Origin of the sequence: Bifidobacterium pseudocatenulatum DSM 20438 = JCM 1200 = LMG 10505 (assembly GCF_001025215.1) — a bacterium.
Lineage (GTDB): Bacteria > Actinomycetota > Actinomycetes > Actinomycetales > Bifidobacteriaceae > Bifidobacterium > Bifidobacterium pseudocatenulatum.
In genome coordinates, this window is record NZ_AP012330.1 from 1,674,718 (window position 1) to 1,690,079 (window position 15,362).

8 protein-coding genes, 1 tRNA gene, 1 rRNA gene and 1 pseudogene are annotated in these 15,362 nt (G+C 56.1%); 4 read left to right on the forward strand and 7 right to left on the reverse strand.

All coding sequences use genetic code 11. The features are described 5' to 3' along the window. Positions 1-6: 6 nt before the first annotated feature. The 4 genes and pseudogenes from BBPC_RS06995 to nrdD all read right to left on the reverse strand — a co-directional run bounded on the left by BBPC_RS06995 (position 7) and on the right by nrdD (position 9,821). The gene (locus BBPC_RS06995; protein WP_004220875.1) at positions 7-1,278 is read right to left on the reverse strand and encodes a glutamate-cysteine ligase family protein; all 1,272 of its coding nucleotides are present in this window, start codon (positions 1,276-1,278) and stop codon (positions 7-9) included. Between the two features lie 324 nt (positions 1,279-1,602). Beyond that, positions 1,603-6,325, reverse strand: a pseudogene (locus BBPC_RS07000) (acyl-CoA dehydratase activase-related protein). Positions 6,326-6,573: 248 nt separating this feature from the next. Beyond that, positions 6,574-7,287: an anaerobic ribonucleoside-triphosphate reductase activating protein gene (nrdG, locus tag BBPC_RS07010; protein WP_004220883.1), complete on the reverse strand. Its 714-nt coding sequence runs from the start codon at positions 7,285-7,287 to the stop codon at positions 6,574-6,576. A gap of 134 nt (positions 7,288-7,421) precedes the next feature. Beyond that, positions 7,422-9,821 carry an anaerobic ribonucleoside-triphosphate reductase gene (nrdD, locus tag BBPC_RS07015; RefSeq protein WP_004220887.1) on the reverse strand — a complete coding sequence of 800 codons (2,400 nt, stop codon included), beginning with the start codon at positions 9,819-9,821 and terminating at the stop codon, positions 7,422-7,424. Positions 9,822-10,145: 324 nt separating this feature from the next. Here nrdD and xseA point away from each other — a divergent pair, with 324 nt between their 5' ends. The 3 genes from xseA to BBPC_RS07030 all read left to right on the forward strand — a co-directional run bounded on the left by xseA (position 10,146) and on the right by BBPC_RS07030 (position 11,927). Next, complete coding sequence (gene xseA / locus BBPC_RS07020; protein WP_003834116.1) at positions 10,146-11,426, forward strand: exodeoxyribonuclease VII large subunit; 1,281 nt, start codon at positions 10,146-10,148, stop codon at positions 11,424-11,426. A gap of 2 nt (positions 11,427-11,428) precedes the next feature. Further along, positions 11,429-11,713 (forward strand): exodeoxyribonuclease VII small subunit, encoded by a 285-nt coding sequence (locus tag BBPC_RS07025; RefSeq protein ID WP_004220890.1) that lies wholly within the window; start codon positions 11,429-11,431, stop codon positions 11,711-11,713. 141 nt (positions 11,714-11,854) lie between these two features. Beyond that, positions 11,855-11,927 (forward strand) — tRNA-Arg (locus tag BBPC_RS07030). Between the two features lie 51 nt (positions 11,928-11,978). On the opposite strand, the gene BBPC_RS07035 is transcribed toward BBPC_RS07030, so the two are convergent. Further along, the gene (locus BBPC_RS07035) at positions 11,979-13,064 is read right to left on the reverse strand and encodes an endonuclease/exonuclease/phosphatase family protein (protein WP_004220891.1); all 1,086 of its coding nucleotides are present in this window, start codon (positions 13,062-13,064) and stop codon (positions 11,979-11,981) included. A 208-nt stretch (positions 13,065-13,272) separates the two neighbouring features. Further along, positions 13,273-13,389 (reverse strand): 5S ribosomal RNA (gene rrf / locus BBPC_RS07040). A 143-nt stretch (positions 13,390-13,532) separates the two neighbouring features. Between rrf and BBPC_RS07045 the strand changes: the two genes are divergently transcribed. After that, positions 13,533-14,258: a DUF4391 domain-containing protein gene (locus BBPC_RS07045; RefSeq protein WP_004220899.1), complete on the forward strand. Its 726-nt coding sequence runs from the start codon at positions 13,533-13,535 to the stop codon at positions 14,256-14,258. Positions 14,259-14,292: 34 nt separating this feature from the next. Here the strand turns inward: BBPC_RS07045 and BBPC_RS07050 are convergent, their stop codons facing one another. Next, complete coding sequence (locus BBPC_RS07050; protein ID WP_004220901.1) at positions 14,293-15,264, reverse strand: Ppx/GppA phosphatase family protein; 972 nt, start codon at positions 15,262-15,264, stop codon at positions 14,293-14,295. Between the last annotated feature and the right edge of the window lie 98 nt (positions 15,265-15,362).

Here is a 15,362-nt window from a genome sequence, read left to right on the forward strand (position 1 = left end):
GCAATTTTACTTCTGGAACACGTCAGGGTGTTTCGGATCACCAGGTTCGTCGGCGAGGACGCCCTCGAGCCCGAGGAACTCCTGCCAGAATTCCAGCGAATTGCCGTACGGAGCTGCCTGATGGCCGCGCGCCTGCAGGTTCGCCTTCGCCTCGAACACATCCTCCTCGCGGATGCCATCGAAATACGATTCGAGACGCTCACGGTTCGTCGGATCATAGAACAGCGATCCGATGATTTCCGTCAGTCGTTCCGCGCGCGCTACCGGCAGTGAATCCCAGTGACGGAATTCAATGAAGTTCTTCAGACGGACATCGTTGAAATGCGTGGAAATCACATGATTGATTTCGTATGCGTTGAGTTCTCGATCAGGATACACGTCGTTCGCATTCTCATAGAATGCAGGATGATGCAGATCAGTTCCGGGAGTTTCCAACGCTTCCGGAGTGTGCGTCAGATCAGCGAACATCATCGGCGTGCTCAACACGTCGACCGCATAATCTTCCCAACCGAAGCGAGGATCAAACAATCCCGGAATAACGTTCGTGCGCTGCAAATCCAAATAATCCCACATGCGTTGGCGCAGCAGCGGATACGGATTCTCCTGTCCCTCGAAATACGGGGTGTTACGGAAGAACCATGCGAGAATCGGGCCGACCACCGTACCCAACCGCAGTTTGGAAATCGCGTCCTGTTCGGAAACATAGTCGATGCTGACCTGCGTCGAAGCGGAGCAACGCATCATGCACGGACCGAACTGGCCGACGCGCCCCAAATACGCGGTCATCGCCTTGTAACGGTCCTTCGGATTGACAGGAATGTCGGCATAGCCGGACTTCGGCTGATACCCGTAATTAACCAAGCGGAAGCCGAGATCGTCAAGCACAGGATCGACTTCGCGGCGGAACGCACCATAGATCGTGCATAGATCTTCCGGCTTGTGCAGAATGCCCAGCGAGCATTCCAGCTGACCGCCCGGCTCAAGTGACACGGAAATACCTTCGCGGCCAAGACCAACAAGCCTGCCGTTCTCCCAGTATTCCTTGCTTTCGTCGTAATATGGGCGAATGCGGTTCAGCAACGCCTCGATACCGTTCTCCTCGTAATAGTTCACGGCGGTATCATCGCTGTTATGCACCGGCAGATGCTCGATTTCCACACCGAAACCACCGGTTCCACGCTCTTGGCAGCCTGATTCGAAGAATTTGACCAGACTTTCCACATGCTTCGGATTCGGCTCGGTAAGCAGGTGCGCATAAGAAATTCGTGGCGTTGTCATGTTGGCAATCCTATCGAAACTCGTTGATGAGCACGGCGCGATTGCTATACGAAAAACTGATAGCCAACTCTTGCGTATATCGAATCGAATACACATTTTCGGTTAAAACAGACATGCTCTGCAAAGCCGACCAATAATAATTAACAGCTATTAATAAAGTCAGAAGCAATTACCACTATTCGAAGAATTGTTTGTACATATCGAATAAAAATACCGACGCTGAAGATGTTGTCAGCGTCGGTATTTTAGTCAATTCCGGTCAGTGCTTATTGATTTATCCGCCTATGATCAGGCAGCTTTTTCGCTTTGCGCCGTCTCACCCTGTTACGCAGCCTTGTGGGCCTTCTTGGCGGCTGCGATCATCAGTTTGATGCGGTTGAGCTGGTTCGCTTCGGATGCGCCAGGATCGTAGTCGATGGACACGATGTTGGCTTCCGGATGCAGGCGGCGAATCTTGCCGAACATGCCTCGGCCGGTCACGTGGTTCGGCAGGCAGGCGAACGGCTGCGCACAAATCACGTTCGGGCAGCCGGATTCGATGAGCTCAAGGATTTCCGCAGTTAGCAGCCAGCCTTCACCAGCCTGCACACCCACGGAAGTGACCTCGTCGGCCTTCTTCACGAGTTCCGGCATCGGCAGGTCCTGGGAGAACTTGCCGTGTGCCAAATCGATCGCCTTGCGTACAGGAGCGTTGTACAAGTCAAGCGCCTTGCGCATCAGCGCGTAGCCAAGCTTGTTGCCGCCCATGCCGAGGTAATGCTCGTTCCAGTCGGAAATATACGGGCGGGTGGTCATGAATTCCATGATGCCCGGCACCACAGCCTCGCAATTCTGCGATTCGATCACGTCGACCACATGGTTGTTGGCGTCCGGCTGGTACTTGACGAGAATCTCGCCCACCACGCCGACGCGCACCTTGCGCGGTTCGTCCTTCAACGGCAGTGAGTCGAACGATTTGACGATTTCTTTGACGAGCGTCGAATATGGCAGGTATCCCTTGCCAATGAACTTACTTGCCGTCTTCGAGCGACCGTGGTTCTCGAGCGTTTCACGCACGATGGTGTTCCATGTCTTATACAGCTGATTCGCACTGCCCGGCGTCACCTCGTACGGGCGCACGCGGTACAGACATTTCATCAGCAGGTCGCCGATGATGAGCGCCTTGATGACGCGATGAAGCAATGCCGGCGTCGCTTTGAAGCCCGGATTGTCTTCAATGCCCTGCGTGGAAATGGCGATCACTGGAATTTGCGGATAACCAGCATCGATCAGCGCCTTGCGAATCAGACCGAAATAGTTTGTGGCTCGGCACATGCCGCCGGTCTGCGTGATGGCGAGCGCGGTGTGTTCCGGATCGTATTTGCCATCCAGAATCGCGTCCACGAGCTGGCCGATAACCATGATGGCCGGGTAGCAGGCGTCGTTGTTGACGTATTTGAGGCCGGTTTCCACGTTTTCGCGGCTGGCGTGTTCGAGAATGTCGAACTTGTAGCCGCCGGAGCGGATCACGGATTCCACTAGGGAGAAGTGAATCGGGCTCATCTGCGGAGCCACGATGGTGTAGTCCTTCATGTCTTTGCCGAATGGCACGCGGTTGGCGTATTTCGACATGGTGGCGGAATTGTGTGCGGACTTCTTCGCTTCGCCGACGCCGTTTTCCGCGGCACGCTTGGATGCGGCTTTAACGGCTTCGGTGAGTTTCGGATTGGCTTTCATCACGGTGTCAAGCATGACTTGACGGCCCGGAGTCGGCGCCTCAGACCCGGTCTTGCGGAATTCGCCCTGCTTGTTAGGCGCACTGTCTTGTTTGTTAGGCATGACTGCGGCGATTCCGCGCTGCTTGTTGCGTTCGCGTTCTTCGACGGCTGCCTTGAGCGAGCGCAGTCGGATTTTTGCCGCTCCCAAGTTGGAGACTTCGTCGATCTTCAGCATGGTGTACACGTCGGCCTTGTCGGCGAGGATTTCGCCCACCTGGTCGGTGGTGATGGCGTCGAGACCGCAGCCGAAGGAGTTGAGCTGTACGAGTTCAAGTCCCGGATAGGAGGCCACGAAGTTTGCCGCCGAGTACAGGCGTGCGTGGTAGGCCCACTGATTGGTGACTCGCAACGGCATTTTGGTGACCTTGCGGTCTTCCACATGACGGAAGCCGTCCGCGTTCTTCTTGCGCGGATCGTCTTCGTCCGCGGCGAGGAAATCACTCAGGTTGAGCTTCTCCCCCGGCTGCAGTTCGCAGATCGAATCTTCAGACAATACCACCATGCCGAGCGAGCAGATGGTTTCCGGAATGCCATGGTTGACTTCCGGATCGATGTGGTACGGGCGGCCTGCGAGCACGATGCCTCGGCAGTCGTGTTCCTTCATGTAGGCGAGTGCCTTGAGGCCTTCCATCTGCACATCGTGCTTGAAGACTTCGTTTTCGGCATAGGCCGCTTTGACTGCGGTTTCGGCTTCTTCACGGGTCACGTTGGCCCAAGCGAATTCTTCGACGATACGGTCGACCATGAGTTCATGGTTGGCCATGTTGAAGTATGGGCGCATGTAACGGATGCCCTCTTCGCGCAGTTCCGGCATGTTTGCGCCGATGACCACGGGATAGTTGGCTACTACCGGGCAGTTGTAGTGGTTGTCGGTGTTGGGTACCAGGTTCTCTTCGTAGCTGACGCACGGATAGAAGATGGTTTTCACACCCTTGCTCAGCAGCCATTTGATGTGTCCGTGCACAAGTTTGGCCGGATAGCAGATGTTTTCGGATGCGATGGATTCGATGCCTGTTTCGAACAGTTCATGCGAGCTTCGTCCGGAAATCATCACTTTGAAGCCCAGCGAGGTGAGCAGTGTGAACCAGAACGGATAGTTTTCGTACATGTTGAGTACGCGCGGAATGCCGATTTCGCCGCGGGTTGCGTTTTTGTCGGTGAGTCTGCGGTAAGCGAAGCAACGCTTGTACTTGTAATCGTAGAGGTTCGGGCGATCGGAACGCTTCTTTTTCGCGTCTCCGCCTCGTTCGCAGCGGTTGCCGGTCACGTAGCGGGATCCGTCTTGGAAGGTGGTGATGGTGAGCTTGCAGTGGTTTTGGCACAGTTTGCACACGTCTCGTTCGGAGGTCATCGACAGGTTGTCGAGTTCTTCGCCGCTCAAAATGTTCGATGCGGTATGGCATACGCCTGCGATCACCGCCTCTTTGGTGTCGGTGGTATCGACGTCTTCGTCTTCCGCTTCGTCGGCATAGTGCATGCGTGCGGTCAGTGCGGCACCGTATGCGCCCATGAGTCCTGCGATGTTCGGTCGGGTCACTTCACGGTCTGTGAGCAGTTCGAATGCGCGAAGCACGGCGTCGTTGAGGAACGTGCCGCCCTGCACTACCACGGTGTCGCCAAGTTCGCCGGAATCACGCAGCTTGATTACCTTGTAGAGGGCGTTGCGCACTACGGAATAGCACAGGCCTGCGGCGATGTCTTCGATGGACGCGCCTTCCTTTTGCGCCTGCTTCACGGACGAGTTCATGAACACGGTGCATCGGGAGCCCAAATCGACCGGATGGGTGGAGTTGAGCGCCGCTTGGGTGAATTCCTGAATGGTCAGACCCATGGAAATGGCGAACGTTTGCAGGAACGATCCGCAGCCGGACGAGCATGCTTCGTTCACTGCGATGGAGTCGATCACGCCATCGTTGATGGCGAGATATTTCATGTCTTGGCCGCCGATATCGATGACGGCGGTAACGCCCGGGCTGACCATTTCGGCACCGCGATAGTGAGCCATGGTTTCCACTACGCCTTCGTCGAGGTGCAGGCCGGTGGTGATGAGGCCTTCGCCGTAGCCGGTCGCACAGGATCGTGCGATCCATGCGCCTTCAGGTAGTTCGGCTTGGATTTTTTTGACGATTTGCACTGCTGCCGTCAGCGGGCTGCCTTCGTTGGTCGCATAAGAGGACCATACGATTTCTCGATCGTCGTTCACCAACGTCGCTTTGATGGTGGTGGAACCGGCGTCTATGCCCAGGAAGTGCGGTCCTTGGGCTCCTTCGAGCGTGCCTTGATGGATATGCTCGCGATGATGCCGTTCGTTGAATGCGGTGCGATCCGCCTCGGTAGCGAACAGCGGAGGCATGGTCGGAGTGTTGGACGGCAGGTTTTCCAGTTCGTCCAGTCGTGCCAGAAGGTCGGCGCAGGTTCGTGCTTCGTAATGCTTAGTCAAGGTCGTCACCATCCTGATCGGCCTGCAATGCGGCACCGTATGCCACATACAGGTGAGCGTCGGTCGGAACAATGAATTCGTCCACTTTGCCGTCGAGCGCCCGCTTGAACGCGGCTCTCAGTTCGGACATGAAGAACAACGGACCACCCAGGAAGATCACGGTTCCGTGAATCGGGCGTCCGGAGGCAAGGCCTGCAATGGTCTGCGTGGCCACTGCGGTGAAGATCGATGCAGCCAGATCCGGCTTGGCCGCACCATCGTTGATAAGCGGCTGCAAATCGGTTTTGGCGAACACGCCGCAACGTGATGCGATCGGATATAGGGTTTCGTATTGCGTGGCCATTTCGTTCAGGCCAGCGGCGTCGGTGTCGAGCAGTGTTGCCATCTGGTCGATGAATGCGCCGGTACCGCCTGCGCAGGAACCGTTCATACGCTGTTCCGGAGTCGGCTTGAGATACGTGATTTTCGCATCCTCGCCACCAAGTTCGATGATCACGTCGGCCTGCGGATATTCCTTGTCGATGGCTTCGGTTTCGGCGATGACTTCCTGAACGAAGGGCACGTCGAGGCTGTCTGCGAGGGCAAGACCGCCTGAACCGGTGATGGCCAGGCGAATCGGCTCGTCACCTCGGCCAAGCTTTTCCAGCTCCTGGTGGATGTCGGCCAATAGTCCGGCCACGGTGGCGCGCACGTTCGCGTGGTGACGCCGATAATCGGAGAACAGCGCGTCCATGAGCGCGTCGGACTGATCGAGCACCACCGCCTTCACAGTAGTGGAACCGATATCAAGACCTACACGCAACGGCTTTGTGCCGTGCGTTTCGGTCACGGCTTCTGCTGCTTCAACCATGTCTCAACCTCTATCGTTCTATCCGCCGGGCTGCATTCCATGGCAGGCATGGAAGCCCCTGCCCCGGGTTATCCAATCATGTAATCGTAGTCTGTGCCCACGCCTAAGTGCTTTGTAAATGCTCGCAATCAGCATAAAATGCACGACACAGCGCACAAATTAGACAACTAATCCAGTCAACGTGCCTAATTATGTATCTGGACGCTCGACGAATGTCGAGATCGCAAACCCTTCCAAGCATTTCCATGTCAGGATGCGCTGCCTTCCCCTGCAGAACGGTCTTTGCCGTATATTTCGGGAATGAATCGTGTTTGATCATGTAGTTTCGGCCAGATCACCACTTGTCCGCTTTCCAGTGATTTCGGCACGTCGATGATGCGTTGGTTGCTGCTTCCGCGGAATTGCAGCAGGGAATCATGTAATTCTTTGATATAACGGCCATCCACGAGAATGTCGATCAGTTCGAGCAGCTCGCGCTTGTCGGGGCTTTCGCCTTCGCGCATGAGCTCTTCCCACGTGTAGCCGGTCCAGCACCAAATATCTTTGGTATTACCGAACCGTTCGCGTATTTTGCGCGCAAGGGGCAACAGCACGCCCGTGTTGAGCAATGGTTCGCCTCCGAGGAAGGTGATGCCTTGCACATACGATTGGCTTAAGTCATCCATGATTTGCGCTTCGAGCTTGTCGTTGTATTCGTGGCCGGCTTGGAAATCCCAGATTGACGTGTTGTAGCATTCCTCGCAATGGAACGGGCAGCCGGACACGTACAGCGAGCATCGGATGCCTTCTCCATCGGTCATGAGGAACCGTTTGTAGTCGGCGATCATATTGCGGCTCATGCGGTTGGTCCATTGCCCTGCTTTGGGATTGTTGGAACGAGTTGTGGGGATGAAAGGTCCGCGATTGGTTTCGTCCGCCGCAAAGTCACGACGTTGAATTGCTGGATTCGCGCTGCTGATCATACGTTGTCCCTTCACGTTTTGCCGTTACGTCGCGTTTTTGCGATTGCTGCTTGCCTCATGATTGTCACAGAATGAAAGAGGGTGGAAACCCACCCTCTTTCATATTTCGTTTATGTTTGCTACCGACGCGGCCCTTACTTGGCTTCCTCGAACCATTCACGTTCGGAACCGTCACTCAAGGTGACATGACCGGTTTCGCCGCTCATATGCTTGACGCGGTGCGCGATCTCCTCGTGACGTCCATGCACCATCGGGCGCTGCACCGGGTTGCCCAAGTAGCCGCAGGTGCGCTTGGTCACGTTGCAGTGGTCCGGGTCGGAGTTGCCGCACTCCGGGCACTTGAAACCTTCCTCAGTGGGCTCGAAGTCGCCTTGGAATCCGCAATCGTAGCAGCGGTCGATCGGCGTGTTCGTGCCCAGGTAGCCGATGCCGATGTTGTAGGCGTAATCCCACACCGCTTCGAGTGCCTTGGGGTTGGACTGCAGGCACGGGAACTCGCAGTAGTTGATGAAGCCGCCGGACGCGTAGTACGGGAAGTCCTTCTCGTAGTTGAGTTTTTCCATTGGGGTTGGCTGCAGCCAGACCGGGTAGTGGAAGGAGTTGGTGTAGAAGTCGTGGTCGGTCACGCCTTCCACTTCGCCGAACTTCTCGTGGTCCATACGGTTGAAGCGGTCGGTGAGGGATTCGGCCGGCGTGGAGTACACGGAATAGTGGTAGCCTTCCGCGTCGCTCCATTCCTTGCACAGCTCGTTCATGCGCTTGACGATGGACAGTGCGAATTCCTTGCCTTGCGGATCCCAGCCGTGATCGCGCATCCAGTTCTTGCCGTAGAACACGCTGGTCGCCTCATACAGGCCAATGTAGCCCAGGGAAACGGTGGCACGTTCGTTGCGGAACAGCTGGTCGACGCTGTCGTTGGCGCCGAGTCGACCGAAAGCTCCGAAACGGAACAGGGTCGGCGCATTGACCGGCGCGGCCTGCTTGCAACGCATGATACGGAATTGCAATGCCTGATGAGCCACGGCCATACGCTCGTCGAAGATCTTCCAGAAGCGATCCTTGTCGCCGTGGGATTCCAGTGCGATGCGCGGAACGTTCACGGTGACGACGCCAAGGTTCATGCGTCCGTCTTCCACGTCCTTGCCGGTCGCCGGATCAATCCAACCCTGCAAGAAGGAACGGCAGCCCATCGGGGCTTTGAAGGAGCCGGTGATCTTCACGATGTTCTCGTAGAAGATCACGTCCGGATACATGCGCTTGGTGGCGCATTCGAGGGCGAGCTGCTTCAAATCGTAGTTCGGATCGCCCGGATCGGCGTTCACACCATGCTTGATGGTGAACACGAGCTTCGGGAAAATGGCGGTGTGATGTTCGGAACCGAGGCCGCGGATACGGTTCAGGAAGATGGCACGCTGAATCTCGCGGGCGAACCAGTCAGTGCCCAAACCGAAGCCAACGGTCACGAACGGGGTCTGGCCATTCGACACACGATTGGAGTTGATCTGGTATTCCATGGTCTGCATGGCATCGTAGATGGCCTTGCGGGTCTGGATCTTCGCCCACACCTCACGCAGCTGCTGCAAACGGCTGGCATCCTTATTGAACGGCTCGTCCATCGGCAGGGCCGGACGGTCCTTTTCGAAATGCAGACGCTTCGGTTCGACATCCTTGGCCAAGCGCACCTGACGTTCGGCGATTTCGATCGGCAGGTCGTCAGGCATGATCTCGTGGGCCTGCTCAAGGAACTTGTCGTAATCCTTGCGCGCGTATTCAACGAAGTTCTCATCGGCACGGTTGGCGGTCTGGCCACCATACTGGCTGGATGCCACGTCCTTCATGATCTGGGTGATCTGCGTGGCCGCAATGGAAATGCTGTTCGGCGAGCCCATCGGAGCGTTGCCCAGAGTGAAACCGTTGGCGAGCATATCCCAATAGTTCGGCAGCGAGCAGTTGGACTGCGCGGTGAACGGCGAGTAGTCGGCGTCGTGGAAGTGGATGTCGCCCTTCATATGCGCGTTGGAAACCGCGTCCGGCATCATGGAGAAGGCCGCGGCCTTGGAAACCGCACCCGCCAACAGATCGCGCTGGGTGGAGTAGACGTTGGAATCCTTGTTGGCGTTCTCGCGCACCAGAGCCTCGTCACGGTTCACCAGACGCTTGACGGCTTCGTTGATGTCGGTGGCCTTGGCACGTTCGATGTCTTTGTTCAGACGGTAGTTGGTGTACGTGCGCGCCACATCGTACAGGTGGTCTTCGATCAGGCCGTGTTCAACGAGATTCTGGATGTCTTCGATCTTGGCGGGACCGTTGTAACGATCCTTGATTTCGGCTTCGACCTGATTGGCGATATCACGGATCAGCTGTTCCTCCTGCGGCCCGATCTTCTTATCAAGGTCGGCGAAGGCGGACTTCACCGCGCTGATGATGTTGATCGGATCGAAGTCGACCACACGACCGTCGCGCTTCTCGACGAGTACCTTACCGGTTCCCGTTTTAACGGTTGCGGAGACGGCATCCAGAGCCTGCGTTTCCATTCATCGTCCTTTCCGGGTCGGACCCCATCCGACCAGGTTTTCATGCTTCGTTATGCATGCCAGATTGTTGCTACGTCCATGACTGTACGCCATAGCCAGCACTAAATGTAGTAGCGGCACGCCGGCAGTAAAACTATATATTCCATTTTTCGGCTTGATTCCGCCATTCCTTAACTTGTGTGACAAAGGTAACGATTTCGCCACGGAGTGTCGCCCGAGTGTCGATTTGACGCACTCACCGAAGAGGGACTATACAAGGCGGGGTACCCTCACGGAATTCGAACATGTGTTTCATTTGTCCGCAAGATGATGGAATCTTGAACTATGACTTGGAACCAGGATTACACACCCCCGGCAGCGCAGCCGAACAGCAAACCGCTGCCACGACTGGCCGGCGAAACCACCGCTGACAACCCCTGGCCGGTAAGTCTGCTCAGCGAGAAATTCCATATGGCCGTCGAACGGTGGCCATCGGTTTGGGTGGCCGGGCAGATCACGCAGATCAACACCAGACGTCAGGGCAGCGCCTATATCACTCTGCGCGATGATTATCAGGACATTGCGTTGGAAGTCAACGGTTTCGGGCAGTTCGCCGCAGCCGCCACGCCTTTCGTGCAGGGCGACCGCGTCATCATCCATGGCAAACCGAATCTGTGGATGAAGCGCACGTCACTGTCTTTACGTGGCGACGCCATTATCGCGGCCGGCGCAGGAGGCAGCCTGAAGGCCATGATCGACGAATTACGCAAGAAGCTGAAAGGCGAAGGCCTGTTCGACGCTGACCGCAAGCAGCCTCTGCCCGAGTTTCCGCATTGCATTGGTCTGATTTGCGCGCCGCAGGCTCGCGCCGAAGGCGATGTCATCACCAACGTGAGATTGCGTTGGCCTGTTGTCGATTTCAAAGTGACGCATGTGCATGTGCAGGGTGAGCAGTGCCCTTCCGACGTGATCAAGGCGATCGCGCAGATGGATGCCGATCCTGATGTCGACGTGATCATCGTGGCCCGTGGCGGCGGCGCTTTCGAAGATCTGATCGGGTTCTCCGACGAAGGCGTGGTACGCGCCGCGGCAGCCGCCCATACGCCGCTGATTTCCGCGATCGGCCATGAGGATGATTGGACGCTGCTTGATCTGGTTGCCGATCTGCGCGCATCCACGCCAACGGACGCGGCGAAGAAAGTCGTGCCGGACGTGCGCGAGCAGATGCAACTGATCAACGTGAACATCGAACGCATGCGCATGCGCATCGACGCCACCGTCAACAATGAAACAAGACTGATTGAAGGCTATGCGAACCGTCCAAGCCTCACACAGCCGCTCACCATGCTGGAACCGCATCAGCGTCTCATCGATGATGCAAGAACCCGCATGAGAATCGGTCTGACACGTATTCTTGACGACGCAAGCCTCACCATCGAAAAAGCGCATGCCTCACTGACCGCGCTTAGCCCGCAATCCACTCTCAATCGAGGTTATGCGGTAGTGCAGGGAGCGGACGGCCATGTAATCGACGATGCGAACGCCGTGAACACCGGCGACCAACTCACCATGACATTGAAGCACGGCGTGATCGTGTCCGAAGTCACCACCGTAACGAAGGAGTAGCAATGATCAACGAAACCACCCCCGCATCCAGCCTGACCGACAAGGAACGCGAAGCCATCGCACAAATGCCTTACGAAGAGGCTCGAGATCAGCTCATTCAGGCCGTGCAGGCACTTGAGGCCGGCGGACTCAACCTTGACCAGTCCATGCGCCAGTGGGAGCTTGGCGAAGCCCTCGCCAAGCGCGCTCAAAGTCTGCTCGGCGAAGTGCGTGCCAAGCTTGACGCAGCCCAGGCGGAACAGGCCACTGCGGCCAATACCGCTGGAACGCAAGACAATCTGGCCTGAAAATCTCAAAAACCGCCAATATATCGTTTCTACATGACTGTGCGCCACGTACTTCATGCAGCGCACAGTCATGTAGAAATTTCGGATTTCTTCATTTCGGCACCACACTCGTCCGGATGGTGTGTAGAATGAAGATTCGTTGCCTCAGTAGCTCAGTGGATAGAGCACTTCTCTCCTAAAGAAGGTGTCGTAGGTTCGATTCCTATCTGGGGCACTTTGTTTTATGCGGATACGCAGCCGATACGTAGTTGCGCCGGCACTCTTCTCACACGTCGAATTGCACGGTTGCCAGCAACGCCTTGTGATCACTTCCGTCGATTTTCAACGATTTGACCCGACCTGCCAACATGCCGGAATCCAATACGATATGGTCAATGCCCGCAAACGTCGGCACATAATCGATATTCGCAGGCCACGTGAATACCAATCCCCCGGCCGCTTGTTTGGCCGCATCCGCGAACCGTGTTCCCAAGAAATTACGGAACGGTGCATGATCGTCGGTCGCATTGAAATCGCCCATGAACACGTACCTACGAGACGTATCGTACCGGAGTCGACCAAGCTCATCCAATGAACGCTTCCACTGCTGCCAATATCCATCGGTCGGAGACGTGGTATGCACCGAAACGAAACGGATCTGCGTCTGACCATCATTGAATGCAACCGTGGCTCCTGGCATGAACGACGCGCTCGAATCAACATCATCATCAGCTGGATCAACAAGCGGACCCGCCGACCACAAACCATTGCCATACACGCCGTCTGAGCTTGCCACCTGCGCATACGGCAGCAAATCGCCAATACCAGCCTTGTTCAACTCGTCCACGAAAGCATCGGTCGTTTCTTGCAATGCCAGCACTTCCACACGCTCGCTACGCACCACATCGACAATTTCCTGCGCGTCGGCACGACCCTTAAACACATTGCATGTCATCAAACGGGCATAATCATCCTGCGTATTGGCGGACGCTCCCGAAACCGCTGCAATCGCGGCACGCGGAAGCTTCGTCTCATTGTAGAAAAACGGATACTGCCACCATACTTGCAACGCGATCGCCGCAATCGCCAGCAATACCGACATTGTTCGTTTCGAGACAATACCGCAAATCAGCGCAATCACCGCAAGAATCGCAAACCAAGGCACCAACGAAACGATAATGGGAACATACGGCCACGCCTGAATCTCAGCAGGCAGTATGTGCGAAACAGTGCCCAGCAAAGCTGCAATCGACAGAATGCCAGCCAGAAAACCGCATATGATATTGCGCACGCGATGCGACTTAGCTTTCTTCAACGTACGAACGGGTTTAACAGCCTTCCCCTGCGCTGTACGAGGTTTTGCACCACCCATTGCCAATCGCCCTCCCCAAGTTCCTCACACACATCTTATAGACGCATTGAAACAGCATCTATTCCTTTGGTGGCCTTCATGGCCTAAGCACCGCCATCAATTGCCACCCGTTCACCTTCGCGCATAGTACAGACTTGGCATTGACTTATGACTCATACAACAAAAATCCCGAGGAGCAGTGCTCGACTCGGGATTCAAAAAAGTTTAAGTGCGGCAACGTGCTACTCTCCCACACCCTCTCGAGTGCAGTACCATCGCCGTGCTAGGCCTTAGCTTCCGGGTTCGGAAAGGGACCGGGCGTCTCACCTAGGCTATGGTCACCGCAAGAGAAAAGAATACGCGCATGCGCCTCAATCACCAAATCACGGCGTGTCGCACTATGTTGCCGTTCTTAAATTCTCAAGAACACAATATTTCTGCGCTAAAGTCGAAGGCATGCAAGCGTAACTTCCATGAAAGAAGGCAACAATGACGATAGCCTCCTGCGGATCGGTTTCCGCAATCACTCTTGGACTTCCGAATTCCACCGCAATCTCCTCAGAAAAGGCGACGTTGCCCAAAGGGCTGTTTGTTGCGAAAGTTCCGGTTTCCGCTAAAACGAAGCAGCGTCTAGCCACTGAAGTCGAATCGATCACGATGCTTTCTCTGTTGCGACCGCAGAATACTTCGCTCGCTGCAGGCAATCGCATTCCTGAAATACTGGTGTTGGGATTACGTTTGCATGGCAAGAATGCTTCAGTTCCTACGGATGTCGTCGAATTGATCGCCATGCAACGCAAGTCAGGCATGCTGTTCGCCTGCGTACGCGATGCCGAAATTGACGGTACGGTACAGAAGGAATGCGCGTTTGCAGTGCGCCGCGCGTTGCCGGGACGCGCCGGGCATACTCCAACATTCAAGGTCTTCGCCTCCGCATGGGTTCCCGCCGATGAAGCATTGCTGGATATTTCCGATCCGGCTGTGGATTCCATGGATACGCTTTGGGAATCATTGTGCGCACAGGTGATTCTCGGTGATTCATCCCCCGCAGAAGTGGATGCCCGTATGGTACGGAACGCGCAAATCGCGCAGTTGAAGGCCGATATCGACAAGCTGACGCGAGATCACCAGCGGGTCAAGAATTCAGCGCAGCGCAACGAAATCTTCGCAAAACTTCACAAGGCGAAGAAACAACTCGAGGAGCTGCAGGGCTGAACCAAGCACCCGCTGGCAGTTAGGCGAATAATCGTCAGAAACCGAGGCGAGTGCGACCAAATTGGTCGAGCCAGCGCAGAATCGCGCCCTCTCGCAATGCCCACGGGCAGATTTCGATTTCCTTAACGTCGAGCGCCTTCATGATTTCGTCAACCACCAGACCGCCGCCAACGATCTGATATGTACGCTCGGGGGTTACACCCGGCAGCGCCACACGCTGGTCGGGGGAAATGGCCGCGAGTCGCGGAAGCCAGTCTTCCAGCTGGTCGAGCGTCATAATCGACGTGTCCACACGACCTGGCTGGCGCATCACCGCGCCGGCGAGACGAGCCAAGGATCGAATGGTTTTCGATGTGCCGACGGCATGCATCGGATGCTTCGACTTCGGGAAGGCCTCGACCATCGGGTCGAGGATTTTGCGGATGTTCCTACGCGCGTTTTCCAGATCCTTTTCGCTTGCAATACCGTTCTCCGGCAGGAATTCGCGGGTGATTCTGCCAGCACCGGCAGGCACGGACAACGCCACGGTCGGATCTTCGTCAGAACCCATGGCCACTTCGAGCGAGCCGCCGCCAATGTCGATCACCAGCAGGCGACCGGCATCCCAGCCGTACCATCGGCGAGCCGCCAGGAAGGTGAGGCGTGCCTCGTCAACACCGGAAAGCACGGTGACCGGCTGTCCGATGGCGTCTTCGATGCGGCGCAGGATCTTGCCGCCATTCGGCGCTTCACGCAATGCAGACGTGGCGAGCACCAGCAGCTGGGTGATCTCGTATTCCTTAGCCAGCTCCATGGCCTTCTCCACTGCGGAGATCACGGCTTCGACTCCGGCTTTTTTGATGGTGCCATCTTCTTTGAGGTACTGCATCAGGCGAACGGTGCTTTTAGCGCTCGCCTCAGGCTCAGGTCGGGCTCCTGGAGCCGCATCGACGATGAGCATGTGAACAGTGTTCGAACCGATATCAAGCACGCCGAGTCGCGTGGCATGCGAATGCAAACTGACCATAATCCAACAGCATACTTACTGAAGCGCTTAATATGTTGCGCGACATGCCATTGACAACCTTTGCATTTTCTTGGCGCAAATCAGGAGAAAAAGGGTGT

Excerpts from the sequence above, each read along its gene's own strand:
- BBPC_RS07035 (WP_004220891.1), bottom strand. The coding sequence starts at position 13,064 with ATGGGTGGTGCAAAACCTCGTACAGCGCAGGGGAAGGCTGTTAAACCC.
- xseA (WP_003834116.1), top strand. The coding sequence starts at position 10,146 with ATGACTTGGAACCAGGATTACACACCCCCGGCAGCGCAGCCGAACAGC.
- BBPC_RS06995 (WP_004220875.1), bottom strand. The coding sequence starts at position 1,278 with ATGACAACGCCACGAATTTCTTATGCGCACCTGCTTACCGAGCCGAAT.
- nrdD (WP_004220887.1), bottom strand. The coding sequence starts at position 9,821 with ATGGAAACGCAGGCTCTGGATGCCGTCTCCGCAACCGTTAAAACGGGA.
- BBPC_RS07050 (WP_004220901.1), bottom strand. The coding sequence starts at position 15,264 with ATGGTCAGTTTGCATTCGCATGCCACGCGACTCGGCGTGCTTGATATC.
- BBPC_RS07025 (WP_004220890.1), top strand. The coding sequence starts at position 11,429 with ATGATCAACGAAACCACCCCCGCATCCAGCCTGACCGACAAGGAACGC.
- BBPC_RS07045 (WP_004220899.1), top strand. The coding sequence starts at position 13,533 with ATGACGATAGCCTCCTGCGGATCGGTTTCCGCAATCACTCTTGGACTT.
- nrdG (WP_004220883.1), bottom strand. The coding sequence starts at position 7,287 with ATGATCAGCAGCGCGAATCCAGCAATTCAACGTCGTGACTTTGCGGCG.